Origin of the sequence: Burkholderia sp. KJ006, from assembly GCF_000262695.1 — a bacterium.
GTDB lineage: Bacteria > Pseudomonadota > Gammaproteobacteria > Burkholderiales > Burkholderiaceae > Burkholderia > Burkholderia vietnamiensis.
This window is the reverse complement of sequence record NC_017921.1, coordinates 409,792-434,385: the sequence shown is the minus strand read 5'-3', so window position 1 is coordinate 434,385 and position 24,594 is coordinate 409,792. Positions and strand designations below refer to the sequence as shown.

Here is a 24,594-nt window from a genome sequence, read left to right as displayed (position 1 = left end):
GCGCGCACGCATCACCGCTCGCGCATTGCGCCGCCTCGCGATAGGGCTCCCGAATCTGCTCACCATGGCTCCTGTAAATCCTCACCTCTGACGGATGCGCCGCGCCGTCGCGTGTCGCCCACTGCGCTCGTTGCGATGTGTGAATGCGTCGAGTGCAAGCGCATGTTGCCGGCCTTGATGCGCATCGCACAGTCGGCCGATCGGCATATAGGCAGCCGCATCCGGTTCGCCTATGCTTGGAGTTCGCGTCGCCCGGCGCGTGGCCATTCGGGCCGTGCACCGGCCGGGCCGTCTTTCGTTACCGTATGGAGTCGATGTGACCGTTCGCCATCTCGATGCGTTGTTTCAGCCCAAGTCCGTTGCGGTCGTCGGCGCATCGTCGCGCGCGGGGAGTGTCGGCGCGATGGTATGGGCGCGCGTGCTCGACGGCGGGTTCGAAGGGCCCGTGTGGCCCGTCAATCCGAAGTACCGAGAGCTCGGCGGGCACACTGTGATCGGCGATGTCGAGCGGCTCCCCGCGCCGCCGTCGGTCGCCGTGATCTGCACGCCGCCCGCCACGTGGGCCGGCATCGTGCATAAGCTCGGCGAACTGGGTACACGTGCGGCGGTGATCGTCGGCGATGCACGAACCGACGCCGATCGCGCCGCACTCGACCGGGCGCTCAAGGCCGCGAAGCCGTTCGTGCTCCGTATCGTCGGGCCCGGCAGTCTCGGCGTGCTGTCGCCCGCGCGGCATGCACATTTCGGCGCACCGGCCTATACGGCGCGCTCGGGCGGCGTCGCGTGGGTGTCGCAATCGAACGCGCTGACCAATGCGGTGCTCGGTTGGGCCAACGCGCGCGGGCTCGGCTTCTCGCATGTCGTCGCGCTCGGCAGCGAGGCCGACGTCGATGCCGGCGACGTGCTCGACTACCTCGCCAGCGATCCCGGCACGCGCGCCATCCTGCTCGAACTCGATACCGTGTGCGCCGCGCGCAAGTTCATGTCGGCGGCGCGCGCGGCCGCGCGCAACAAGCCGGTGCTCGCGCTGCGTACCGGGCGCGGCGATCCGGGCGACGCACTGTATACGGCGGCTTTCCAGCGCGCTGGGATGGTCCGCGTCGATGCGCTCGACGATCTGCTCGACGAGATCGAGACGCTCGGCGTCGGGCGCGTCACCGCGCGCGGCGCGGCAACCCTCGTGACCAGCGATGCGGGCGTCGCGAAACTCGCGGCCGATGCGGTCGCGCAGGTGCGCGACGTGCTGGCCAACTGGCCGGAAGCGGTGACGTCGGCGGTGTCGGCCGCGCTGCCGCACGTTGCGGTGCCCGGCAACCCGCTCACGCTGGGCGACGACGCGCGTCCCGAGCATTTCGGCGCGGCCGTCAAGGCGCTCGCACCCTACTCGCAAACGGGCACGCTGTTCGTCGTCCATTCGACGTCTCACAGCGCGCCGGCCGAGGCCGTTGCGCGCACGTTGATCGAAGCGCGGCAGCATGCGCATCGCGGCATCCTCGCGTGCTTCTTCGGCGCGGTCGATGCGGCGACGCGCGATGCGCTGCACGCGAACGGCATTCCGGTGCACACGACGCCGCAGCGGCTCGCGCGCGCCTATGCGCGGCTGGTCGACTACAACCTCGGCCGTGAACTGCTGATGCAGACGCCCGAAGGTACGCCACTGCAACCGGCCGAGCGTGTCGCGTCCGCGCAGGCTGACGCACGCCGCATGGTCGAAGCCGGCGAACACGAGCTGGCCGGCGAAGCGGCGCTGCACTGGCTGTCACGCTTCGGCTTGCATGGCGAGCCGGACGAGCCGTCGGCCGGCGCGAAGGTCGTCGACGTGACGATCGAGATGTACGACGATTCGAATTTCGGCCCGGTGTTCCGCTATGCGGTGCCGCCGGCCGACGGCGTATCGGCGCCGCTCGTTGTGTACGGGTTGCCGCCGCTGAATACGGTGCTTGCGCGCGCGGTGATGGAGCGTTCGCCGTATGCCCGCCGCGCTCCGGTCGAGCCCACGCTGGGCGCGCTGACGGCGCTGTCGCAGGCCGTGTGCGACGTGCGCGAGGTCGTCGCGATGTCGGTCACGCTGCGCGTGCTGTCCGACCGCACGTATGTGGTTGCGCCGCGCATCACGCTCGCGGCCGGGCGCAGCAGGCTCGCGATCATGCCGTATCCGCGTCACCTTGAGCAGACGCTCGAATGGCGCGGCGAAACGGTGACCATCCGTCCGATTCGTCCTGAAGACGAGGATGCGCACAAGGAGCTCCTCGGCGCGATGACGCCGGACGATCTGCGGATGCGCTTCTTCGGCGCGGTACGCAGCTTCGACCATTCGCAGGTCGCGCGCATGACACAGATCGACTACGACCGTGAGATGGCCTTCATCGTGGCGCTCACCGACGCATCGGGCCGGTCGCATACGCTCGCGGTGGCGCGCGCGGTTGCCGATCCCGACAACGAGACGGCCGAGTTCGCGATCGCGGTGCGGCCCGATCAGAAGGGCAAGGGGCTCGGGCGGCTGATGATGATGCGCATCATCGAATACGCACGGTCGCGCGGCACCGCGTGGATGGTGGGCGAGGCGCTGCGCGAGAACACGGCGATGATCTCGCTCGCGAAGTCGTGCGGGTTCGCGGTGTCGCCGACGGAGGAGCCTGGCGTGGTCGGATTCAAGATGAAGCTGCAACCGTAGTCGCGAGGCGTCGAGTGTCGAAAAGTATGTGGGTATCGCGTGCAGTTGGCACCGGCGCGTGCGATGTCGGCCATGCGTGCGTCGTCGGTGCGGCGGTTCGTCTGGGCGAATGTTCTCGGCTGTGGCGATCGGAACGAGCATGGGAGCCGTTTCGGCGGCTCGCCTCCAAAACAAGGCAGAACGCAGCGGGGTTTTCGTTTCCACGATGGTGTGTGCCGAATCTATAGGCGCGTGCCGTATCCCGGTCAATTTCGCGGCGTATCGGTGTGCACGTGCTGTATGTCGCATGCATCGCCAGCCTGAAAAAACTCAAAGGTGAGGCTTTACGGGAGCCTTCACGTGAGCTTTTCCGGGAGACGCTTGGTGAGTCGATACGGGAGCTGTCGGTGAGCCTTCCCGGGAACTGGCGGTGAGCCCTTTCAGGAAGGCCTGGTGAGGCTTTTCGGGAGTGAATGGAGAGCGTCTGTGCGAGGTGCCGGAGAGGACGTTCGGACCGCCGGATTGGTGCCGCCAGTGGCTTGAGGTGAGCGTTTTCGGGAGGCTGAAGTGAGTCTTTTCGGGACCTTGAGCGACCAGCGCTCGGGCTGACGCGGCGCCGGCAGGTACCGGTGCCGCGCCGATGCGGCCGCGTGCGATGTGTGCGTCGCATGCGCCGCGAAGCGTGCCAATGCGCTGCGCGCTTCCGCGATTGCACGCAGCGGGCGGGCGACTGCCCTTACACGGCGAGCTTGGTCGCCGCGTCGCTCACCTGGTCGCGCGTGATCGCGAGTTCGTCGAGGTGGGCGTCCGCATAGACGCCGCCGGTTTCGCGCTCGAGGCGAGCAATCGTCAGCGCGCAGCGCGCAGTGTCCTTCGGCATCGCGATGAAGCGCTTGACCGACTCGCCGGACGTGAACGCGTCGAACAGCGCGGCTCGCACGTCGTCGGGGAGCGTCTTGGTCCATTGGTACGGCTTGCCGTTGAACGTGATCGACGGCGGCAGCGTCCGTTCCTTCTTGGTGGCCGTGATGAGGCCGTAGGTGCGCGCGGCCTCGCCGATCTGCTCGGGCGAGAAGAGTTCGTCGGGCGTGATGTCGAACTGCTCGATATAGCTTTCGATCGCCAGCATCGCCGCGGCGCGATCGTCGCGCTTCTTCTGCGCGCGCGCGACGATGTCGCGCAGTTCGTCCGCTTCGTCGGGCGTGATCGTGAAGCTTGCCTGCTTCTGCTGAAGTTCGGAGAAACGCTGGAATTCTTGATCGTTCAGAAGTTTGGCCATGACATTCATCGGATACGGAGGCCGCAACTGCCGGCCGCCGTCGTTTTTGAGAGGGCCGTTATTCTAGCGTAGCGCCGGACGCGCAGTACTTGCGCGTCCGGGAACGATCGTCCGAATGCTGGCGGGAACAGGCGCCGTATCGCCGTGCATCGTATCGGCGCGGCTCGCCCGGTCGAACCGGCGAACGCCCGAACGCCCGAACGCCCGAACGACCGAACGCCCGAACGCCCGAACGCCCGAACGCCCGAACGCCCGAACGCCCGAACGCCCGAACGCCCGAACGCCCGAACGCCCGAACGCCCGAACGACCGAACGACCGAACGACCGAACGACCGAACGACCGCTCAACCGCTCAACCGCTCAACCGCTCAACCGCTCAACCGCTCAACCGCTCACCCCACCCACCGCCCTTTACGCCGTCCCCCCTATTCACCGACTCCCCGCCCGCCACATCGACAACTGACCGGCCGTCTCCCGCAGCCTTGCCGCGACCGCGTCAGCCGACGGCGCCGTGTGCGCATCGATCCGGCGCATGTACGGGCAGGTCAGCACGGCGATCGAATGACCCGACGGGCCGACGATCGGTGCGCTCAGATCGGTGACGCCATAAGCCTGGCGGCTGTCCTGCCGCAAGTAGCCGGACTGCCGAATGGCGTGACATACCTGCGCGAGCTCCTGTTCGTCGATCGGCGCTTCGCCCTTGACCTTGCGATGCTCGGCCAGCATGTGCGCGCGCTGCTCGGTGTTCTGGAACGACAGCATCACGCGTCCCGACGCCGTATCGGCCAGCGCGATGCGCGAGCCGAGCCGCACCGACACGCCCCACGGCCCGGGGCCGTCGACCTGCGCGATCACGAGCAGGTTGCCGTGATCGTAGACGGTCAGATGGCACGACTGTTCGGCTGCGTCAGCGAATCGATGCATCAGCGGCAACGCCTCCGCGATCAGCCGACTCATAGGTGGATGCCGGTGTGCAAGTGCGAACAGCTTCAGACTCAGCGTGTAGCGGTCGCCGCCGCTCGAGCGCATCACGTAGCGGCGCGCGACGAGTCGCTCGAGCATCCGGTAGATCTCGCTCGCGTTGCGGCCAAGTTCTCTCGTGATTTCGGTGCGGGTCAATCCTTCCTTTTGTTCCGACAGGAGCTCGAGAATGTCGAGGCCCTTGTCGAGCGCAGGCGCGCGATAGCGGTCGGCTGCGCCCGTCGACTCCAGTGCGTCGCTGTTGGAGAGCGGGTTGTCAGTAGTTAGCGTCATGTGTAGGAAGTCAGGGAGTTGCCGATTGGTGGGCGACGCACGCTGGCGGACGTGCACGCGGCGTCGCGAAGCCGCGCGCGGATATGACTGCCATCCGCGCGAGCCCGACAACATTCAGTGTGCGATGCAGCGTGTTTTTTACCGATCGTTATCGGGCATGAACGGCTCAGGTGCCGTTCGCGATGACAGGGTCATAAGAAATACTGGATATTCATCTTTCAGCGTCGAAGGACGCGAGAGGCGGCCGCCATGCCGACCGCGTCGGCGTATCCGCCGCTGCAACGTAATCTCTGCGGTCGCACCAATAGTCGGTATCCGTCGCGCGCCATTCCACCGCCTGCCGCCGATGGTACAAAGAGCGGCGGGTCATCGATGGTGCGCACGCGCGTCGTCGTCGGCCGGTATCCTGTCACATTCGCCACCAAGAGGTTCAGCACGATGAAACTGCTTCGCTACGGCCCGCCCGGCCAGGAAAAGCCCGGTATTCTCGACGCGCAAGGCCGGATTCGCGACCTGTCCGCGCATGTGCCGGATCTGGCCGGCGACGCGCTGTCCGACGCCGCGCTCGCGCGCCTGCGTGCGCTGGACCCGGCCGCGCTGCCGCTCGTCGCGGGCCAGCCGCGCATCGGGGCGTGCGTCGCGCGCGTCGGCAAGTTCATCGCGATCGGGCTGAACTATGCGGATCATGCGGCCGAAGCCGGCATGGCCGTCCCGAAGGAGCCGGTGGTGTTCGGCAAGTGGACGAGTTCGATCTGCGGCCCGAACGACGACATCGAAATCCCGAAGGGTTCGGTCAAGACTGACTGGGAAGTCGAACTGGGCGTCGTGATCGGCGCAACCTGCAAGGACGTCGACGAAGCGCGCGCGCTCGACTACGTCGCCGGCTATTGCGTGGTCAACGACGTGTCCGAGCGCGAGTGGCAACTCGAGCGCGGCGGTCAGTGGGACAAGGGCAAAGGCTTCGACACGTTCGGGCCGATCGGGCCGTGGCTCGTCACGCGCGACGAAGTGCCCGATCCGCAACGCCTCGACCTGTGGCTGGAGGTCGACGGACACCGCTATCAGAACGGCAACACGCGCACGATGGTGTTCACCGTCGCGCAACTGGTCGCGTATCTGTCGACCTGCATGACGCTGCAGCCGGGCGACGTGATCACGACCGGCACGCCGCCGGGCGTCGGCATGGGCATCAAGCCGTCGCCGGTGTTCCTGAAGGCCGGCCAGACGCTGCGCCTCGGCATCGAAGGGCTCGGCGAGCAACTGCAGCACACGCGCAACGCACGGTAGCGGTCGGCGCGTGGGGCGCTGCGTGAACGGCGAATGCCGAATTCGCAGTGCCCAGCGCCCATTGCCCGCTGAACGTCTACCGCCGCGTGCCGTCCGCGAAGCGTCGAATATCGAGGACTGAACGTCGATCGTCGAATGCCGGCCGCTGACGGTTGCCGCTCAACCTCGACCGCTGGCCACCGACTGCAGAACACGGTTGCAGAACGCCGCCCGCCGACATCAATTCATCGGCGCCCTGAAGAACAGAACAGCCGCCCCGGCCGGAATTCATCGCGCTTCAACGCCCCGACGCCGCAACCCGCGCCCGCATCCGGCCGCTACAGCACCGCGATCCCCCACATCCCCGCCTCACTTACCCGAGAGCTTGCGCCACAGCGTCGTCTTGCTGATCCCGAGCATCGCGCACGCGCGATCGCGATCGCCGCCGCACGCATCCAGCACCGCGCGAATCTCGTCGGCTTCCGCGCGACGGCGGCGCGCGTGCAGGGTGCGCGCATCGTCGTCGTCCGCGGCCTCGACCGGCGCCGCGAACAGCTCGGGCGCGATCGCCCGCAGCGCGTCCGGCGCGAGCGCCGGGCACGCGGCGGTCAGATCGTTCTCGTCGGCTTCCTCGGCTAGTTCCACCGCGATCCGCTCGATCACGTTCTGCAGCTCGCGCACGTTGCCGGGCCATCGATAGCGCGCGAGCGTCGATTGCGTCGCGCCGAGCACGCGCAGCGCGTCGCCGGGCTCGCGCATGCGCTCGGCGAGCCGCGGCTCGCGCTGCGCGGCCTGTACGAGCAGCGTCGCCGCAAGCGCCGGGATGTCGGCCGCGCGCTCGCGCAGCGGCGGCAGGCCCACGTTCAGGATGTTGAGCCGGTAATACAGATCCGCGCGGAACGTGCCGGCTTCGACGGCCGCCAGCAACGGCCGGTGCGTCGCGGCGATCACGCGCACGTCGATCCGGATCGGCTCGGTCGAGCCGAGGCGGATCACCTCGCGCTCCTGCAGCACCCGCAGCAGCCGGCTTTGCAGCGACGGCGGCATCTCGCCGATTTCGTCCAGAAACAGCGTGCCGCGGTGCGCGGCCTCGAACAGCCCCGTCTTGCCGCCGCGCCGCGCGCCGGTGAACGCGCCTTCCTCGTAACCGAACAGCTCGCTTTCGAGCAGCGCCTCCGGAAACGCGCCGCAGTTGACCGCGACGAATGGGTAATTGCGCCGCGCCGACAGCGCATGCAGGCTCTGCGCGATCATCTCCTTGCCGGTGCCGCTTTCGCCGAGCACCAGCACGGTCGCGTCGGATTTCGCGTAGCGGCGCACGAGGTCGCGCACGCGCGCCATCGGCGCGGACGCGCCGATCACGTCGTCGAGCGTGTAGCGCGCCGCGAACTGCTGCGTGTTCGGCTGCGAACGCAGCGCGCGGTCGAGCCGCTCCACCGCGCGCGACTCCTGGAACGTCAGCACGCTGCCGGACGTCACGCCGCGATCGACGAGCGGCCCGCGATGCACGACGTATCTCACGCCGCGCACGGTCGCGAGCGCATCGCCGTCTTCGCCGCGTAGCGTGCGCAGCTCCGGCCTGAGATCGACGAGCGCGCGGCCGACGGCCGCCGCGGGTTCGACTCCGAGCGCCGACGCGAGCCGCTCGTTGATCGCCTCCACCCGCCCGCGCGCATCGAGCGCGACGACGCCGTCGCGCAGATGCTGCAGCAGGTTGTCGAGCCGCTGCCGGCGAAACGCCTCGGCGTGGGTTGCATACGCGACTTCGAGCGCGGTCTCGACCGCCTGGCGCACCGACGCGTGCGAATACAGGAATACCGCGCCCATGCCCGCGCTCGCCGCCAGATCGGTGACGAGGCCGGGGCCGACGATCGTCTCGATGCCGCGGTCGTGCAGGTCGTGCACGCACGCCTCCGCTTCCTGCGCGGACTGATATGACGCAAACTGCACGTCGAGCCCGTACGCGGCGACGAAGCGGCGCACTTCGGGCGGCGTCTCGCCGGCGCTGACGAGCGCAATGCGGGTCGCGTCCCGACGCGCGCGCGCGAGCGCCTGCATCACGTCGAAGCCGGTCGGCGACACGACCACCACCGGCACCTGCGCGCGCGTTTTCAGGAAGCCGCCGTTCGAGCCGGCCGCGACGATCACGTCGGGCCGCGCGGTGCCGGCCTCGGCGATCGCGCTCAGCGCGTCTTCGTACGCGCGCGTGACGATGCGCACGTCGGCGCGTTCGTCGAATTCGCCGGCGATCTCGCGGAACAGGTCGCGCAGCCGGCTGATGCCCATCGCCCAGATGCGTGGGCGCACCGCGCGGTCGGTCGGGCCGGCGGGCGTGGTCGAGGAGAGGTCCATGACGATCGATTATGCGCGTGGCATTTCATTTTTGAAACACAAAAGCGCTGAAATGAAATCGACCGATGAATCGTGCCGCGCGCCGCTTGCTTAAGAATCAGTGGGTTAGCGGTGGAATGGTGCGCTGGCCCGGTCCTTGCTGTTAATGGGCATTCCTTCAGGAGGCCGTTCATGAGCAACACGCATCTTCAAAGCGCCGGCGCGAAGTTTCGCGCGGCAGTCGCGGCCGAGCAGCCGCTGCAGGTGGTCGGCGCGATCACCGCATACGCGGCCAAGATGGCGCAGGCCGTCGGCTTCAAGGCCGTCTACCTGTCGGGCGGCGGCGTCGCGGCGAATTCGCTCGGGATCCCCGACCTGGGCATCAGCACGATGGAAGACGTGCTGATCGACGCCAACCGGATCACCAACGCGACCGACCTGCCGCTGCTCGTCGACATCGACACGGGCTGGGGCGGCGCGTTCAACATCGCGCGCACGGTGCGCTCGTTCATCAAGGCCGGCGTCGCAGCCGTGCATCTCGAGGACCAGGTCGGCCAGAAGCGCTGCGGCCACCGTCCGGGCAAGGAAGTCGTGCCGGTCGAGGAAATGGTCGATCGCGTGAAGGCCGCAGTCGACGCGCGCACCGACGACCAGTTCGTGATCATGGCGCGCACCGACGCTGCCGCGGCGGAAGGGATCGACGCGGCGATCGAGCGTGCGGTTGCGTACGTCGAAGCCGGCGCCGACATGATCTTCCCGGAAGCGATGAAGACGCTCGACGACTATCGCCGCTTCAAGGCCGCCGTGAAGGTGCCGATCCTCGCGAACCTGACCGAATTCGGCTCGACGCCGCTGTTCACGCTCGACGAGCTGCGCGAAGCGAACGTCGACATCGCGCTGTACTGCTGCGGCGCGTATCGCGCGATGAACAAGGCGGCGCTGAACTTCTACGAGACGCTGCGCCGCGACGGCACGCAGAAGGCTGCCGTGCCGACGATGCAGACGCGCGCCGAGCTGTACGACTTCCTCGGCTATCACGAATACGAGCAGAAGCTCGACCAATTGTTCGCGCAGGGCAAGAAGTAACGCGGCCCGCGCGACCCGACACACGCATCCCCATTGGAGAATGTAAACATGAGTGAGACGAAAGACGCAGCAGCACCGGCCGCAGCAGGCGGATTCAAGCCGAAGAAGTCGGTGGCGCTGTCCGGCGTGACGGCCGGCAACACCGCGCTGTGCACGGTCGGCCGGACCGGCAACGACCTGCACTACCGCGGCTACGACATTCTCGACGTCGCCGAATCGTGCGACTTCGAGGAAATCGCGCACCTGCTGGTACACGGCACGCTGCCGAACCTGACCGAGCTGGCTGCGTACAAGACCAAGCTGCGCGCGCTGCGCGGGCTGCCGAACGCGCTGAAGGCCGCGCTCGAGCAGATTCCGGCGTCGGCGCACCCGATGGACGTGATGCGCACCGGCGTATCGGTGCTCGGCACCGTGCTGCCGGAGAAGGACGATCACAACCTGCCGGGCGCGCGCGACATCGCCGATCGCCTGATGGCGTCGCTCGGCTCGATGCTGCTGTACTGGTATCACTTCTCGCACAACGGCAAGCGCATCGAGACGGAAACCGACGACGACTCGATCGGCGGCCACTTCCTGCACCTGCTGCACGGCAAGGCGCCGTCGAAGTCGTGGGTCGAAGCGATGCACACGTCGCTGATCCTGTACGCGGAGCACGAGTTCAACGCATCGACGTTCACCGGCCGCGTGATCGCGGGCACCGGCTCGGACATCTACTCGGCGATCACCGGCGCGATCGGCGCGCTGCGCGGCCCGAAGCACGGCGGCGCGAACGAGGTCGCATACGACATCCAGAGCCGCTACGACTCGCCAGACGAAGCCGAACTGGACATCCGCCGCCGCGTCGAGAACAAGGAAGTCGTGATCGGCTTCGGCCATCCGGTCTACACGATCTCCGATCCGCGCAACAAGGTGATCAAGGGCGTCGCGCACAAGCTGTCGAAGGAAGCGGGCGACCTGAAGCTGTACAACATCGCCGAGCGCCTCGAGTCCGTGATGTGGGATGCGAAGAAGATGTTCCCGAACCTCGACTGGTTCAGCGCCGTGTCGTATCACCTGATGGGTGTGCCGACCGCGATGTTCACGCCGCTGTTCGTGATCTCGCGCACGTCCGGCTGGAGCGCGCACATCATCGAGCAGCGCATCGACAACAAGATCATCCGCCCGAGCGCGAACTACACCGGTCCGGAAGATCTGCAGTTCGTGCCGATCGACAAGCGCTGACATGCCGCCGCGCGCGCCGGCGTCCGCGACGCGGGCGTCCGGCGCGCGCGCAACGTTTCATCCCGAATTCCGCCCCACATCATGAATACCGCCTACCGCAAACCTCTGCCCGGCACGTTGCTCGACTACTTCGACGCGCGCGCCGCGATCGACGCGATCGCCCCCGGCGCCTACGACACGCTGCCGTACACGTCGCGCGTGCTCGCCGAAAACCTCGTGCGCCGCTGCGACCCGGCGATCCTCGCCGATTCGCTGAAGCAGATCATCGAGCGCAAGCGCGAGCGCGACTTCCCGTGGTTCCCGGCGCGCGTAGTGTGCCATGACATCCTCGGCCAGACGGCGCTCGTCGACCTCGCGGGCCTGCGCGACGCGATCGCCGAGCGCGGCGGCGACCCGGCGAAGGTGAACCCGGTCGTGCCCGTGCAGCTGATCGTCGACCACTCGCTCGCCGTCGAATGCGGGGGCTTCGATCCCGACGCGTTCGCGAAGAACCGCGCGATCGAGGATCGTCGCAACGAGGACCGCTTCCACTTCATCGAGTGGACCAAGAAGTCGTTCGAGAACGTCGACGTGATCCCGCCGGGCAACGGCATCATGCACCAGATCAACCTGGAGAAGATGTCGCCGGTGATCCAGGTGCAGGACGGCATCGCCTATCCGGACACCTGCGTCGGCACCGACAGCCACACGCCGCACGTCGACGCGCTCGGCGTGATCGCGATCGGCGTGGGCGGCCTCGAGGCGGAGAACGTGATGCTGGGCCGCGCGTCGTGGATGCGCCTGCCCGACATCGTCGGCGTCGAGCTGACCGGCAAGCGTCAGCCCGGCATCACCGCGACCGACGTCGTGCTCGCGCTGACCGAGTTCCTGCGCAAGGAAAAGGTGGTGGGCGCCTATCTGGAATTCCGTGGCGCTGGCGCGGCGAGCCTCACGCTCGGCGATCGCGCGACGATCTCGAACATGGCGCCGGAATACGGCGCGACGGCCGCGATGTTCTTCATCGACGGTCAGACCACCGACTATCTGCGCCTCACCGGCCGCAGCGACGAACAGGTCAAGCTGGTCGAGACGTACGCGAAGGCGGCCGGGCTGTGGGCCGACACGCTCGCGCATGCGCAGTACGAGCGCACGCTGACGTTCGATCTGTCGAGCGTCGTGCGCAACATGGCCGGCCCGTCGAACCCGCACAAGCGTCTGCCGACCTCCGACCTCGCCGCGCGCGGCATCGCCGGCCAGTGGGAAGAGAAGCCGGGCGAGATGCCGGACGGCGCGGTCATCATCGCGGCCATCACGAGCTGCACGAACACCAGCAACCCGCGCAACGTGATCGCGGCCGCGCTGCTCGCGCGCAATGCGAACGCGCGCGGCCTCACGCGCAAGCCGTGGGTGAAGAGCTCGCTCGCGCCCGGCTCGAAGGCGGTCGAGCTGTATCTGAAGGAAGCGAACCTGCTGCCGGAACTCGAGAAGCTCGGCTTCGGCATCGTCGCGTTCGCATGCACGACCTGCAACGGGATGTCGGGCGCGCTCGATCCGAAGATCCAGCAGGAGATCGTCGATCGCGACCTGTACGCGACCGCCGTGCTGTCCGGCAACCGCAATTTCGACGGCCGCATCCATCCGTATGCGAAGCAGGCGTTCCTCGCGTCGCCGCCGCTCGTCGTCGCGTATGCGATCGCCGGCACGATCCGCTTCGACATCGAGAAGGACGCGCTCGGCCACGACGCGCACGGCAAGCCCGTCACGCTGAAGGACATCTGGCCGACCGACGAGGAGATCGACGCGATCGTCGCATCGAGCGTGAAGCCCGAGCAGTTCCGCAAGGTCTACGAGCCGATGTTCGCGCGCACGGCCGATGCGGGCGAGCGTGCCGCGCCGCTGTACGAGTGGCGGCCGCAGAGCACCTACATTCGCCGTCCGCCGTACTGGGAAGGGGCGCTGGCCGGCGAGCGTACGCTCAAGGGCATGCGGCCGCTCGCGGTGCTCGGCGACAACATCACGACCGACCACCTGTCGCCGTCGAACGCGATTCTCGCGACCAGCGCGGCCGGCGAGTACCTCACCAAGATGGGCCTGCCGGAAGAAGACTTCAATTCCTACGCGACGCACCGGGGAGACCACCTGACCGCGCAGCGCGCGACCTTCGCGAACCCGACGCTCGTCAACGAGATGGCGGTCGTCGACGGCGCGGTGAAGAAGGGCTCGCTCGCCCGCGTTGAACCCGACGGCAAGGTCATGCGGATGTGGGAAGCGATCGAGACGTACATGAATCGCAAGCAGCCGCTGATCGTGATCGCGGGCGCCGACTACGGCCAGGGCTCGTCACGCGACTGGGCGGCCAAGGGCGTGCGGCTCGCGGGCGTCGAGGCGATCGTCGCCGAAGGGTTCGAGCGGATTCACCGCACGAACCTGATCGGGATGGGCGTGCTGCCGCTGGAGTTCAAGCCCGGCACGAACCGCAAGACGCTCGGCATCGACGGCACCGAAACGTTCGACGTGATCGGCGCACGTACGCCGCGCGCCGACCTGACGCTCGTGATTCATCGTCGCGACGGCGAGCGCGTCGAGGTGCCCGTCACGTGCCGGCTCGACACGGCGGAAGAAGTGTCGATCTACGACGCGGGCGGCGTGCTGCAGCGTTTCGCGCAGGACTTCCTCGAATCGTCGCAGGCGGCTTGAGCCGGACACACAGGGATAACCGAAACATGGCTCACATTCCACAAATCAGGATTCCCGCGACCTATCTTCGCGGCGGCACGAGCAAGGGCGTGTTCTTCCGGCTGCAGGACCTGCCGGAGGCCGCGCAGGCGCCCGGCGCCGCGCGCGACGCGCTGCTGCTGCGCGTGATCGGCAGCCCCGATCCGTACGGCAAGCAGATCGACGGGATGGGCGGCGCGACGTCGTCCACCAGCAAGACGGTGATCGTGTCGAAGAGCACGCGGCCCGGCCACGACGTCGACTATCTGTTCGGGCAGGTCGCGATCGACAAGGCGTTCGTCGACTGGACCGGCAACTGCGGCAACCTGTCCGCGGCCGTCGGCCCGTTCGCGATCAGCGGCGGGCTCGTCGATGCGGCGCGCGTGCCGCGCGACGGCATCGCGACCGTGCGGATCTGGCAGGCGAACATCGGCAAGACGATCGTCGCGCATGTGCCGATCACGAACGGCGCGGTGCAGGAGACCGGCGACTTCGAGCTGGACGGCGTCACATTCCCGGCCGCCGAGGTTCAGCTGGAGTTCATGGACCCGGCCGCCGAGGAAGACGGCGCGGGCGGGTCGATGTTCCCGACCGGCAATCTCGTCGACGATCTGGTCGTGCCGGGCATCGGCACGCTGAAGGCGACGATGATCAACGCGGGCATTCCGACGATCTTCGTCGACGCCGAAGCGATCGGCTATACGGGCACCGAGCTGCAGGACGCGATCAACGGCGATCCGAAGGCGCTCGAGAAGTTCGAGACGATCCGTGCGCACGGCGCGTTGCGCATGGGCCTGATCGACACACTCGACGAGATCGCGACGCGCCAGCACACGCCGAAGATCGCCTTCGTCGCGAAGCCGGCCGACTACGTCGCATCGAGCGGCAAGCGCGTGAACGCGGGCGATGTCGACCTGCTGGTGCGCGCGATGTCGATGGGCAAGCTGCATCACGCGATGATGGGCACGGCGGCGGTCGCGATCGGCACGGCCGCGGCGATTCCGGGCACGCTCGTGAACCTCGCCGCGGGCGGCGGCGAACGCACCGCGGTGCGCTTCGGGCATCCGTCGGGCACGCTGCGCGTCGGCGCGGAGGCGCGCTTCGAGAACGGCGAATGGACCGTCACCAAGGCGATCATGAGCCGCAGCGCGCGCGTGCTGATGGAAGGCTGGGTGCGCGTGCCGGGCGACGCGTTTTAAGCGTCGTCGCTGCGCCCCGTGAGGGGCGGGCGAACTGCGACTTGCCCGCTTTGCCCGGCGGTATGCCGGGCGAAGCGGGCCGCCTGCCCGTCATGGGCAGGCCATTGCGCGATGCGGCGCGGCGCGCAATCGCGATATTCCACGATGTTTCGATTCGAAAGAAAATTCCGGTCGTCGATGGCTGGATAATAAAAATATCCAGATCGTGGAAACGATTCGAATTCATGCGCCGGATATGTGCTGCAATTTCGGTTTTCCGGATATCGAATGATCCGGATCAATGTGTATTGAAGTTGTGGGCCGTGAACCGCGTTATATGCGACGCTCTGCCGGAAATTTCGATCACAAATACCGCGGCCGACGCCTTCGCATTCGATTGACCACACCTACCCGGCGGCGAAAACCAGCCGACCGGGGCGATGGAATCGAATTCTGCTCTCACGCCGCGAGAGAAAGAAGTCGTGGATCTGCTGCGTCGCGGATTCAGCAACAAGGCCATTGCCGCTCATCTCGGCGTCGGACTCGATACCGCGCGGCGCCACGTGAGCCGCGTCAAGCAGAAGACTGGCGTCCGATCCGTCATCGCGTTGCCGGGCGGCGATTTGCCCGACCACCCCGGATGGCTCGAGCGCCTGGATCTGGGCGGCGTCCATCTGAGCCCGGCCGAATCCCGCGTGCTGCGACTGCTGTGTCATGGACGCGGCAGCAAGGACATCGCGCGCTTGCTGCAAATCAGCCCCCGTACCGTCGACAAGCATCGCGAGCATTTACTCGATAAATTTTCGTGCAAATCGACGCGTCAACTGGTCGCGTGGATCGCCGGTCAATACGCGAAATGTGGCATGGCGAATTCCTCGGGAGAATCCTAATCTGCATCCATGCGCTGCAGATACAAATAGATGAATTGATCTGTCAATAATTTTTAAATTGTAAATTGTTCGATTCGTCAATAAATAAGGCGTTTGTTTTTGTGCGTGACGCTCGCCGCGTGCGGAAGATTCATTTTTAGCGAGCTTATCCGAGGGAATTACAAAATGAGCATCCTGAAAGTTTGCCGTTGGCCGAAAGTGGGTAGCGCCTGGGACGTCATTACCGAGGGGACCGGGGAGCTGAAGAAGAAGGTCGGGGATACGTTCTCCGTGACCGGCGTGAAAAAGGAAAGCCTGAGAACCGAAAACACGTACTACGTGTACCAGGGCAGCCATGTCGACCAGGGGCAGAAGGTCGTGTGCAAGAGCCTCAGCTCGACCGGCAACGTGGCGGAGTTCCAGGTGCAGGCGCAGCTGTTCCAGGCGGAGGAGTACGCCGTGCTGGCCCAGTCGTTCCAGAACGTGCTGGCTGCCGTGACCAAGACCGTCGCGATCGGCATCGGTCCGAAGGACTTCGCGACGCTCAAGCAGGCTGGCTACAACCTGTGCTTCGCGAAGAAGGTCGGCGACGCGGCGTACAACGTCGTGTGGCGCGCATCGTTCGAGTACCTCGAGGACAACGAGTTCTCCTGGACGCCGATCTACCAGATCTTCGGCACGAACCGCTATCAGGACGGCATTACCGTCAAGGCGTCGACCAAGAAGGTCTCCATCGGCCTCGGCGAGATCGTCACGCTCGACAAGTACGGCCAGTTCGGCTCGCCGTCGACCGGCGGCGACCCGACCGCGATCAACATGGAGAACGACTACGGCGAGATCCATCCGGGCATTTGCCAGCTGAGTACGGGTATCGACGGCGAGGCCGTCAGCACGCCGATCTACGCCGCGCCCGAAGTGATGGTCTCCGGCGAAGCGTCGTTCACCCCGATCGAGAAGGTGCTCGTGTGGTTCGAGCAGAACATCGAGACGTCGACGATCTTCTCGCGGGCGCGGTCGCGCAGCATCGAGATCGACCTCACGAATACCAATTCGACGGGGCGAGTCTACGAAGGCGGGCAATGGAAAACGCCGTGATGCTGCCGTGAGCGGACGCGTCGTCAGCCGTTACGTCGAGATCGATATGTCCGACGTGTCGACGGCGGCACGCATCTACCAGGGGCAGTGCTGGATCGTTCCCTGACGGCACAGGCCGGCGTCGTGGCGCCGGCCTTTTCGTTTGTGGTTCGCTGCGCCGTATCGCGCCGCGCGTTCGCATCGGACGCCTTCCACGCACGAAAGCGCGTCAGAATACGCATACCCGGCGCACACGTCTGCCTGCCGCGCGCGCCTCCATTTGCTTCGAGCCCATCCCCACGAGGTCGCCATGCCATTGAACGCGCCGCTTGCCGGCATCCATATCGTCGAATTCGAAGGTCTCGGCCCCGGCCCGCTCGCCGGCTGGATGCTCGCGGGGATGGGCGCGCGCATCACGCTGATCGCGCGCCCGGCCGGACGCAGCAGCGCGCCCGATGCACTGCGGGCGCGCGACGGCGATTTGCTGCGCGAAGGCAAGACGATCGTCGAACTCGATCTGAAGAGCGCGGCGGGCCGCGACGCGGCGCTCGCACTGATTGCGCAGGCCGACGCGCTCATCGAAGGGCTGCGGCCGGGCGTGATGGAGCGCCTCGGCCTCGGGCCCGACGACTGCGCGCGCCGCAACCCCGCGCTCGTGTATGGACGCATGACCGGCTGGGGCCAGGACGGGCCGCTCGCGACCGCGGCCGGACACGATCTGAACTACGTGGCGCTGACGGGTCTGCTGTCGTTGTCCGCGCCGCGCGAAGGCCGGCCGGGCGTGCCGCCGACGGTGGTCGGCGACGCGGGCGGTGCGCTCGGCCTTGCGTTCGGCATCGTCTGCGCGCTGCTCGACGTGCGCGCCGGCGGCGCGGGGCGCGTGGTCGACGGTGCGATCGTCGACATCGTCTCGATGCTCGGCTCGCTCGCGCTGTGGGCGCGGGCGAACGGGCAGCTCGACGGCGCGCAGCCGAGCCTGTTCCACGATGCGCCGTTCTACGACGTCTATCGCTGCGCGGACGGCGCATGCGTGACGATCGGCGCGCTCGAGCCGCCGTTCTACGCATTGCTCGTGGAGCGCCTGGGGCTGACGGACGTCGATCCGGCGTCGCAATACGATCGCGCGCGCTGGCCTGCGCTGAAGGCGCGTTTCGCGGAGGTGTTCGCACGCGAGCCGTCCGCGCACTGGCGCGCGCTGCTCGAAGGGACGGACGCGTGCTTCGCGCCGGTGCTCAGCGTGGCCGAAGCCGCGACGCATCCGCACAACGTGGCGCGGGCGATCTATCGCACCGATTCGAACGGCGACATTCGCGCACGCGTCGCGCCGCGGTTTCTGCCGTTGACGGACGATCAAGCGAACGGGCCCGTATAAGCACCGATGCGCGGTAGGCAACGTGGGGCGTCAAGGCCGAGCTGGTTGAGCTTTGAACTCGATTCGTCGAGCGGTTCGGCGAGCCTTGCCGTATTCCTCCGGCTACGCTGCATGTCCATCCGCACCGCTACAACATCACGTTGCGCAGCGTGGGCGATCGACTGATCTGCGAAATGTGCGATGCCGTCGACCTTGCCGCGACGAAGCGATAAACGTTGACTGCGCACGTCTCCGGCGGCCGACCACGCAAGCAACCGCACCCCGAACCAATTCAAGCCGTTTCCGCCACCGCCTCGGGCATCTTCCCGTCGCCGACACGATTGATCGTGCCTTGCGCGATCGCGACGAGCCGCTCGTGATCGCCGTCGATGACGTACACGTGACACTGGCAGGTCGCCTGATGCCGGCCCGCGTAGACGACCTGCGCGCGCGCGACGAGCGTGCCGTTCACGGCCGGCCGCAGGTAATTGATCTTGTACTCGGCGGTGATCACGCGGGGCCCGAGCACGAGTGCGCCGGCGAACGTCAGCGCATTGTCGGCCAGATAGCCCATCACGCCGCCGTGCACGAAACCGTGCTGCTGCCGCAGCTCGTCGCGTACGGGCAGGCACAGCGACACCTCGTTGTCGCCGATATGCATCAGCTCCGTGCCCAGCAGCATGCTGAACGGTTGCGCGCGCAATGCGCCGCGCGCGTGGTCCGTGATGTCCGTCATCGACTTGCCTCGCAATGCGTGTCCGCTTGCGCTGAACTCTAGGAAGGGGGCTGCCGATAAGCAAGGAAATTCGTCCGCATTGCGCGCAAATACCGGTGCGATGCGACGCGATTATTGCGTCGAATGCATGCGAAGCCGTCGGCGGCGGCCGATTCGACGGAAATCGTGCGCGGCGCTGCGCGGCGGCCTAAAGTCCGACGCGGAAATGCCGCTAATGCCGGGGCATTGCTCCATCCTCCGCTTCCAGGAATCTTCCCCCATGTTCGGAAAAATCAAGCTCGCGTCGGGTCTGCTCGGCGTGCTGACCGTGTTTTGCCTCTTTCTATTCGCGATCGAGGCGCTCGGGTTCTGGGCGCTCACGTCGACGCGCAGCGGCGTCGACGATCTGTCGAACGTCGCGATCGCACAGGTCGACGCGGCGAGCCAGGCGACCGAGCGGCTGCTCGACGCGCGCGTGAACCTGTCGCGTGCGGGCACGCGGATGGTGCGCGGCGGCCCCAAGCCCGACGACATCATCGGTCATGCCAGCGCGTCGCTCGCCGAAGCGGACAGCGCATTCGCGCGTCTCGCGGCCGCGCCGCCGGTCGACGACACCAACCGCGCGCGCGTCGCGGCGCTCACCGAGCGCTATCGCGCGCTGCGCGGCGCGCTCGGCGAACTCGTGCAGTTCCTCGACGCCGGCAACATCCAGGCGTTTCTCGACCAGCCGACGCAAGGCTTCCAGGACGCCTACATCGCGGAACTGCATCGCTTCGCGGACTACGGCGGCGCGTCGAGCCGCACGGCGCTCGCCACGATCGATGGCGGGATGCAATGGTTCAAGTGGGTCGGCATCGTGTTGCTGGTCGCGATGCTCGCGGCGAGTGCCGCCTTCTACGCGGGCGCGCGGCGCGCGGTGGTCGCGCCGCTCGACGAAGCCGGCCGCCATTTCGAGCGGATCGCGCAAGGGCGGCTCGACGAAGCCGTGCGCGCGGGCGGCGTGTTCGAGATCGACCGGATGCTGCGCGGCCTCGCCGCGATGCAGGCGAGCATCGCCGACACCGTGCGCACCGTGCGCCACGCGTCGGATGCGATCCACGTCGGCGCGGGCGAGATCGCCGGCGGCAACGCCGACCTGTCCGCGCGCACCGGCACGCAGGCCGCGTCGCTCGAGGAAACCGCGGCGAGCATGGAGGAGCTGACCGCGACCGTCCGTCAGAACACGGACAGCGCACGCGCGGCCAGCGCGCTGGCCGACGCGGCGCTCGACGCGACGCGCCAGGGCGGCAGCGTGGTCGACAGCGTGATCGACCGGATGCGCGGGATCGCGCACAGTTCGGGGCGCATCGCGGAAATCATCTCGGTGATCGACGGCATCGCATTCCAGACCAACATCCTCGCGCTGAACGCGGCGGTCGAAGCGGCGCGCGCGGGCGAGCAGGGCCGCGGCTTCGCGGTGGTCGCGGGCGAAGTGCGCTCGCTCGCGCAGCGCAGCGCGCAATCGGCGAAGGAGATCAAGGCGCTGATCGAGGAATCGGTCGCGCAGATCGACGGCGGCTCGGAGCTCGTCGAGCGCGCGGGCGCGGCGATGCGCACGGTATCGACGTCGATCACGCGCGTCGCGCAGACGATGACGGAAATCACGTCCGCATCGGTCGAGCAGAGCGTCGGCATCGAGCAGGTGAACCAGGCCGTCACGCAGATGGATCAGCTGACGCAGCAGAACGCGGCGCTGGTCGAGCAGGTCGCGGCGGCGGCGGCGTCGCTGAACGACCAGACCGCGCAGCTGATGCGCGCGGTGTCGGTGTTCGAACTGGGCGACGCGCGTGCGCAGCGTGCGGTGCGCGACGAGCGCGCCGCGGTGTCGCCGTCGCCGGCCGACGCCGCTTACGAAGCGGCGGGCAGCGCCGCGTAGGCGGTCGCGAGGTGGTAGGGCGTGGTCGACGGCATGTCGGCGCGCGACACCTGCCCGTCGGCCGACTTGCATTCGATCCAGCCGCGCGGCAGCAGGAAGCGCGCCGCGAAGCGCGCGATCTGCTGCGCGAGCGGCGCGCCGGCCGGCGTGTCGCCGTGCGTCGCGAGCGCGCGCAGGTATTCGGTCTGCGCCCAGATGCGCTGGGTGCCGTCGATGCATGCGCCGTGCGCGTCGAGCGCCGCGCACACGGCGCCCGTCTGCGTATCGACGCCGTGCCGTTGCGCGAACGCGAACGCGCGCCCGAGCGCGTCGCGCAGCCCCGTATGCGCGAGCCGCGCGCCGGCCGCATCGACCAGATAGAACCATTCGAACTGATGGCCGGGCTCGAAACGGTTGCTGGACGCACCGAGCGGCAGCTCGGCGACGCAGCCGGTCGCGGGATCGACGAACGTGCGCTCGACCGCCTGCGCGGTGCGCGCCAGCGCATCGTCGAACGCCGCGTCGCCGAACGCATCGGCGGCCGCGAGCCACGCTTCGGTCAGATGCATCAGCGGATTCTGCAGCGCGCCGCTGCCCGACGACGAGAAATCGGCGTGGCGCGCGGCATCGAGCAGCGCGGCGCGCGGCTGCGGCGCGAAGCGGTCCTGGATCAGCGCGGCGGTCTGCTCGGCGACCGTGCGTGCCGCGGCGTCGCCCGACGCCGCATGCCATGCCGCGCATGCGAACACGACGAACGCATGGGTGTAGAGATCCTTCGTCGTGTCGAGCGGCGCGCCCTGCGCGTCGATGCTGTAGAACCAGCCGCCGTGCTGCGGGTCGCGAAAGCGGCTGCAGAGCGAATCGAACAGCGTGGCCGCGTGCGCGGTGTGACCGGCTTGCGCGAACACGAACAGTTGCCGCGCACAGGCCATCGCGCGATACCGCGTGACGGGCAGCGGCGCATGGGTGACCGGATCGACGGCCTCGAACGGCAGCCGCAACGTGCGGTCGAACCCTGGACCCTGCCAGATCGGCAAGATGACGTGCGCAAAATGGTCGCGCAACTGGGCGGCCTGGGCGGAAGCGGAGTCGGAAACGGACATGACGGGGTTGTGCGCTGGGATCGAAACGTGTCGGCGCGGCCCGGTGGACCGGCGCGACCGAGGCCAAGGATAAAACATTCCGCGGCGCCGGCAGCAAAAAAAGGAGATAAATCCGATGCTCGGCAATCTGGAACTCGTGATGCGGCTGGTGCTCGCGGCCGCGCTCGGCAGTGTGATCGGCTTCGAACGCGAGCGGCTGTCGTGGGCGGCCGGCCTGCGCACGCACATGCTGGTGTGCGTGGGCTCGACGCTGATCATGATCGTGTCGGCGTTCGGGTTTGCGGATGTGCTCGGCCGCGAGCACGTCGTGCTCGACCCGTCGCGGATCGCCGCGCAGGTCGTGTCGGGCATCGGCTTTCTCGGCGCCGGCTCGATCCTGCTGCGCGGCGAGATCGTGCGCGGGCTGACCACGGCCGCGAGCCTGTGGTCGGTCGCGGCGATCGGGCTCGCGGTCGGCGGCGGCCTGTACGTCGCGTCGATTTCCGCGACGATCATCATTCTGATCATCCTCGCCGGCATCAAGCCGCTGGAGCGGCGCTACTTCACGGTGCGGCAGCGCCGGCAGCTCGCGCTGACGGTGGTGAGCGGCGCGCTGACGTTCGATTCGCTGCACGCGGCGCTCGGCCCCGACAGCGCGCGCGTGAAGCAGTTCATCGTGCAGCGCGCCGACGAAACGGGCGAGCACGACGAAGTCCGCATCGCGCTCGCGCGCGTGTCGGACCTCGAATTCCGCGCGATCTGCGACAAGCTGCGCGGGTTGCCGTGCGTGACGCGATTCGACGAAGGCAACGGGTTGGCGGGCGACGAATGAACGTCGGTCGAGCGCGTCGGCGCAGCGGCCGGATCGACATTTGGTCATGCGACAATGGCCGTCACCGATTCCGTTCGACATCCGGCGCCGCTGGCGCGACCCGTCATCCGACTCCATGACCGAATCCGTTTCCGTGCCGCGTTCCCGTTCCCGTTCCAGCCGTTCTTCGACTCGTTCGCGTTCGGCCGCGGCCGCCGCTGCCGCGGATATCGCCGCTAATGCCTCTGCGCGGCCGGCCAACGCGCCGGCCGGCGATGCGTCAGACTCCAACCGTTCTTCGACTCGTTCGCGCTCGGCCGCGGCTGCTGCGGATAGCGCCGCCAAGGCATCCGCGCGGCCGGCCAACGCGCCGGCTGGCGATGCGTCGCGGGACGAAGTTACGCTCGACCTGTTCGGCGATCCGGTGCTCGAGCCGGCTGCGCGTGGGGCGGGCGCTGCGCGTGACGATACGTCGGCGGACGCACGAGCGGCAGCGACCACGGCGGACAGCGAGGACGCCGGGCGGCAGGCGACGCTGGACGGGTTTGGTGCCACCAGCGCGATCGGTGCGACCGCGATGCGTGATGGAGACGTTGCCGCGTCGGCGGAATCGGAACCGGGATCGTCGCCTGCGGCGGGACATGGCGATACGCGCGACGCGGATGTCGTGCACACGGTCGATCCCCACGCAACGCAGGCAGCCGACATACGGCAACCCGCTGACGTCGGTGCGATTGCGATTAGCGAGCCGGCGATCGACGGCGCGCAAGCTCCGGCCGGCGGCGTGCCGGAAACCGCCGCCGAGGCCGTAACGGCTGCGGGGCTTGCGACCGAGACTGCCAGCGCAGTTGCCGATGCGGCCGCCGCTGAACCGCCCGTGAAATCCGCTAACGATGCGGAACTTGCGGGCACGCCGGACCAACGCGACGAAGCAGAGCGGACGCGCGGCCAGAGCAGCAGGGCGGGCCGCGCGTCGTCGGGCCGCAAGCGGCGCGCAGCGAGCGGTGCGCGCGAAACGACGGCAGCGGGCGGCACGCCGGAAGCGCAGGCGTCTGTTGCGACCGCGGAGCCGGTTTCGGCTTCGGTCCCGTCTTCAACGATGCCCGAGTACGTTGCGCCATCCGCTGAACGGCAGGCGTCGGTCGAGCCAGCCAAACCGGCCGCGCCCGCCGCCGTAGCGATTGCCACGAGCGCCGGAAATGCGCCGCGCACCGCCGCGCCGACGCAGCCCGCCGCGCCGCCGGTGGCGTCCGCGGCGTCGTTCGTGACGAAGCCGTCGGCCGATCGCGCGCAACCGGCCGGGCAGAAGTCGTCGGCCTTCGATCCCGACGTTCATCTGCGTCCGCTGTCCGAGCGGCTCGCCGCGTTGCAGGCCGACACGGCCGGCATCAAGCAGGTTGCCGATCGCGAGATGCGCCGTGTCAACCGGCTGCTGCTGGCGTTGGCGGTCGTCGTGTGCGCGGGGCTCGTCGCGCTGGTGTTGCAAACCCGGCAAATCGCGCAGCTGAAACAGGACCTCGATGTCCGGCAACAGCGAATCGATCGGCTGGCGGCCGATCTGTCGGCGCAGCAGGCGACGTTGATGACCCTCGCGGACCGCCACGAGGCGCTGCTGTCGCAAGTCGACCGGCTCCAGCGCAATGCGAATCGCGAGGCCGCGGCCGCGAAGCGCGTGCGTCGAACCCGCTAAGCAGTCCGACCCTACCTGTAACTCCACGCCCAGCAACGATCACGGTATTGCGGCGTCGTGAGACGGCTACAGCGGTGCGACGAATTGATGCGTAACGCTGGCAGAGTTCAGGGAAAACCCTTAGAATGGTGTCCATCTAAGGGAAA

19 protein-coding genes are annotated in these 24,594 nt (G+C 67.8%); 13 read left to right on the top strand and 6 right to left on the bottom strand.

Annotated elements, in window-relative coordinates; translation table 11 throughout:
- The first annotated feature begins 316 nt into the window (after positions 1-316).
- A complete protein-coding gene (locus MYA_RS16040; protein ID WP_014724165.1) occupies positions 317-2,674 on the top strand; it encodes a GNAT family N-acetyltransferase in 2,358 nt (785 codons plus the stop codon).
- A gap of 715 nt (positions 2,675-3,389) precedes the next feature.
- On the opposite strand, the gene MYA_RS16035 is transcribed toward MYA_RS16040, so the two are convergent.
- Both MYA_RS16035 and MYA_RS16030 read right to left on the bottom strand, forming a co-directional pair.
- A complete protein-coding gene (locus tag MYA_RS16035; RefSeq protein WP_011881030.1) occupies positions 3,390-3,941 on the bottom strand; it encodes a hypothetical protein in 552 nt (183 codons plus the stop codon).
- A gap of 420 nt (positions 3,942-4,361) precedes the next feature.
- Entirely contained in the window at positions 4,362-5,186 is an 825-nt protein-coding gene (locus MYA_RS16030) for an IclR family transcriptional regulator (protein ID WP_014724163.1), read from the bottom strand.
- Between the two features lie 438 nt (positions 5,187-5,624).
- Here MYA_RS16030 and MYA_RS16025 point away from each other — a divergent pair, with 438 nt between their 5' ends.
- A complete protein-coding gene (locus MYA_RS16025; RefSeq protein WP_011881028.1) occupies positions 5,625-6,473 on the top strand; it encodes an ureidoglycolate lyase in 849 nt (282 codons plus the stop codon).
- Between the two features lie 348 nt (positions 6,474-6,821).
- Here MYA_RS16025 and prpR read toward each other — a convergent pair whose 3' ends face one another.
- Entirely contained in the window at positions 6,822-8,804 is a 1,983-nt protein-coding gene (gene prpR / locus MYA_RS16020) for a propionate catabolism operon regulatory protein PrpR (RefSeq protein ID WP_011881027.1), read from the bottom strand.
- A gap of 171 nt (positions 8,805-8,975) precedes the next feature.
- On the opposite strand from prpR, the gene prpB reads away from it, so the two are divergent.
- From prpB to MYA_RS15985, 8 genes are all read left to right on the top strand, one after another.
- Entirely contained in the window at positions 8,976-9,869 is an 894-nt protein-coding gene (gene prpB / locus MYA_RS16015; protein ID WP_011881026.1) for a methylisocitrate lyase, read from the top strand.
- A 48-nt stretch (positions 9,870-9,917) separates the two neighbouring features.
- Complete coding sequence (gene prpC / locus MYA_RS16010; protein WP_011881025.1) at positions 9,918-11,090, top strand: bifunctional 2-methylcitrate synthase/citrate synthase; 1,173 nt, start codon at positions 9,918-9,920, stop codon at positions 11,088-11,090.
- 81 nt (positions 11,091-11,171) lie between these two features.
- Positions 11,172-13,766 (top strand): Fe/S-dependent 2-methylisocitrate dehydratase AcnD, encoded by a 2,595-nt coding sequence (acnD, locus tag MYA_RS16005; protein WP_014724161.1) that lies wholly within the window; start codon positions 11,172-11,174, stop codon positions 13,764-13,766.
- 26 nt (positions 13,767-13,792) lie between these two features.
- Entirely contained in the window at positions 13,793-14,983 is a 1,191-nt protein-coding gene (prpF, locus tag MYA_RS16000; RefSeq protein WP_011881023.1) for a 2-methylaconitate cis-trans isomerase PrpF, read from the top strand.
- On the top strand, positions 14,899-15,363 hold the full coding sequence (locus MYA_RS31180; protein ID WP_124260152.1) for a hypothetical protein: 465 nt from the start codon (positions 14,899-14,901) through the stop codon (positions 15,361-15,363). The genes prpF and MYA_RS31180 overlap by 85 nt, the downstream gene beginning before the upstream one ends.
- 39 nt (positions 15,364-15,402) lie before the next feature.
- Positions 15,403-15,852 (top strand): response regulator transcription factor, encoded by a 450-nt coding sequence (locus tag MYA_RS29890; protein WP_011881022.1) that lies wholly within the window; start codon positions 15,403-15,405, stop codon positions 15,850-15,852.
- 165 nt (positions 15,853-16,017) lie between these two features.
- Positions 16,018-16,926: a hypothetical protein gene (locus tag MYA_RS15990; RefSeq protein WP_124260151.1), complete on the top strand. Its 909-nt coding sequence runs from the start codon at positions 16,018-16,020 to the stop codon at positions 16,924-16,926.
- 289 nt (positions 16,927-17,215) lie between these two features.
- Positions 17,216-18,277 carry a CaiB/BaiF CoA transferase family protein gene (locus tag MYA_RS15985; RefSeq protein WP_014724158.1) on the top strand — a complete coding sequence of 354 codons (1,062 nt, stop codon included), beginning with the start codon at positions 17,216-17,218 and terminating at the stop codon, positions 18,275-18,277.
- Here the strand turns inward: MYA_RS15985 and MYA_RS31175 are convergent.
- Both MYA_RS31175 and MYA_RS15980 read right to left on the bottom strand, forming a co-directional pair.
- Positions 18,256-18,552, bottom strand: a complete 297-nt coding sequence (locus MYA_RS31175; RefSeq protein WP_148278570.1) for a hypothetical protein — start codon at positions 18,550-18,552, stop codon at positions 18,256-18,258. The genes MYA_RS15985 and MYA_RS31175 overlap by 22 nt on opposite strands.
- Positions 18,549-18,992 carry a PaaI family thioesterase gene (locus MYA_RS15980; RefSeq protein WP_014724157.1) on the bottom strand — a complete coding sequence of 148 codons (444 nt, stop codon included), beginning with the start codon at positions 18,990-18,992 and terminating at the stop codon, positions 18,549-18,551. Before MYA_RS15980 ends, MYA_RS31175 begins: the two co-directional genes overlap by 4 nt.
- A 259-nt stretch (positions 18,993-19,251) precedes the next feature.
- Here MYA_RS15980 and MYA_RS15975 point away from each other — a divergent pair, with 259 nt between their 5' ends.
- Positions 19,252-20,886, top strand: a complete 1,635-nt coding sequence (locus tag MYA_RS15975) for a methyl-accepting chemotaxis protein (RefSeq protein WP_011881018.1) — start codon at positions 19,252-19,254, stop codon at positions 20,884-20,886.
- On the opposite strand, the gene MYA_RS15970 is transcribed toward MYA_RS15975, so the two are convergent.
- Positions 20,859-21,968 (bottom strand): AGE family epimerase/isomerase, encoded by a 1,110-nt coding sequence (locus MYA_RS15970; protein WP_011881017.1) that lies wholly within the window; start codon positions 21,966-21,968, stop codon positions 20,859-20,861. The genes MYA_RS15975 and MYA_RS15970 overlap by 28 nt on opposite strands.
- A 115-nt stretch (positions 21,969-22,083) precedes the next feature.
- Here MYA_RS15970 and MYA_RS15965 point away from each other — a divergent pair, with 115 nt between their 5' ends.
- Together MYA_RS15965 and MYA_RS15960 are read left to right on the top strand one after the other, a co-directional pair.
- Complete coding sequence (locus MYA_RS15965; RefSeq protein WP_011881016.1) at positions 22,084-22,779, top strand: MgtC/SapB family protein; 696 nt, start codon at positions 22,084-22,086, stop codon at positions 22,777-22,779.
- Between the two features lie 46 nt (positions 22,780-22,825).
- Complete coding sequence (locus tag MYA_RS15960; RefSeq protein ID WP_014724156.1) at positions 22,826-24,448, top strand: hypothetical protein; 1,623 nt, start codon at positions 22,826-22,828, stop codon at positions 24,446-24,448.
- Positions 24,449-24,594 lie beyond the last annotated feature (146 nt).

Bases quoted from the DNA above. Each gene is read 5' to 3' on its own strand.
- MYA_RS16035 (WP_011881030.1), bottom strand. From the start codon at position 3,941: ATGAATGTCATGGCCAAACTTCTGAACGATCAAGAATTCCAGCGTTTC.
- MYA_RS16030 (WP_014724163.1), bottom strand. From the start codon at position 5,186: ATGACGCTAACTACTGACAACCCGCTCTCCAACAGCGACGCACTGGAG.
- MYA_RS16025 (WP_011881028.1), top strand. From the start codon at position 5,625: ATGAAACTGCTTCGCTACGGCCCGCCCGGCCAGGAAAAGCCCGGTATT.
- prpR (WP_011881027.1), bottom strand. From the start codon at position 8,804: ATGGACCTCTCCTCGACCACGCCCGCCGGCCCGACCGACCGCGCGGTG.
- prpB (WP_011881026.1), top strand. From the start codon at position 8,976: ATGAGCAACACGCATCTTCAAAGCGCCGGCGCGAAGTTTCGCGCGGCA.
- prpC (WP_011881025.1), top strand. From the start codon at position 9,918: ATGAGTGAGACGAAAGACGCAGCAGCACCGGCCGCAGCAGGCGGATTC.
- acnD (WP_014724161.1), top strand. From the start codon at position 11,172: ATGAATACCGCCTACCGCAAACCTCTGCCCGGCACGTTGCTCGACTAC.
- prpF (WP_011881023.1), top strand. From the start codon at position 13,793: ATGGCTCACATTCCACAAATCAGGATTCCCGCGACCTATCTTCGCGGC.
- MYA_RS31180 (WP_124260152.1), top strand. From the start codon at position 14,899: ATGGACCGTCACCAAGGCGATCATGAGCCGCAGCGCGCGCGTGCTGAT.
- MYA_RS29890 (WP_011881022.1), top strand. From the start codon at position 15,403: ATGGAATCGAATTCTGCTCTCACGCCGCGAGAGAAAGAAGTCGTGGAT.
- MYA_RS15990 (WP_124260151.1), top strand. From the start codon at position 16,018: ATGAGCATCCTGAAAGTTTGCCGTTGGCCGAAAGTGGGTAGCGCCTGG.
- MYA_RS15985 (WP_014724158.1), top strand. From the start codon at position 17,216: ATGCCATTGAACGCGCCGCTTGCCGGCATCCATATCGTCGAATTCGAA.
- MYA_RS15980 (WP_014724157.1), bottom strand. From the start codon at position 18,992: ATGACGGACATCACGGACCACGCGCGCGGCGCATTGCGCGCGCAACCG.
- MYA_RS15975 (WP_011881018.1), top strand. From the start codon at position 19,252: ATGTTCGGAAAAATCAAGCTCGCGTCGGGTCTGCTCGGCGTGCTGACC.
- MYA_RS15970 (WP_011881017.1), bottom strand. From the start codon at position 21,968: ATGTCCGTTTCCGACTCCGCTTCCGCCCAGGCCGCCCAGTTGCGCGAC.
- MYA_RS15965 (WP_011881016.1), top strand. From the start codon at position 22,084: ATGCTCGGCAATCTGGAACTCGTGATGCGGCTGGTGCTCGCGGCCGCG.
- MYA_RS15960 (WP_014724156.1), top strand. From the start codon at position 22,826: ATGCGACAATGGCCGTCACCGATTCCGTTCGACATCCGGCGCCGCTGG.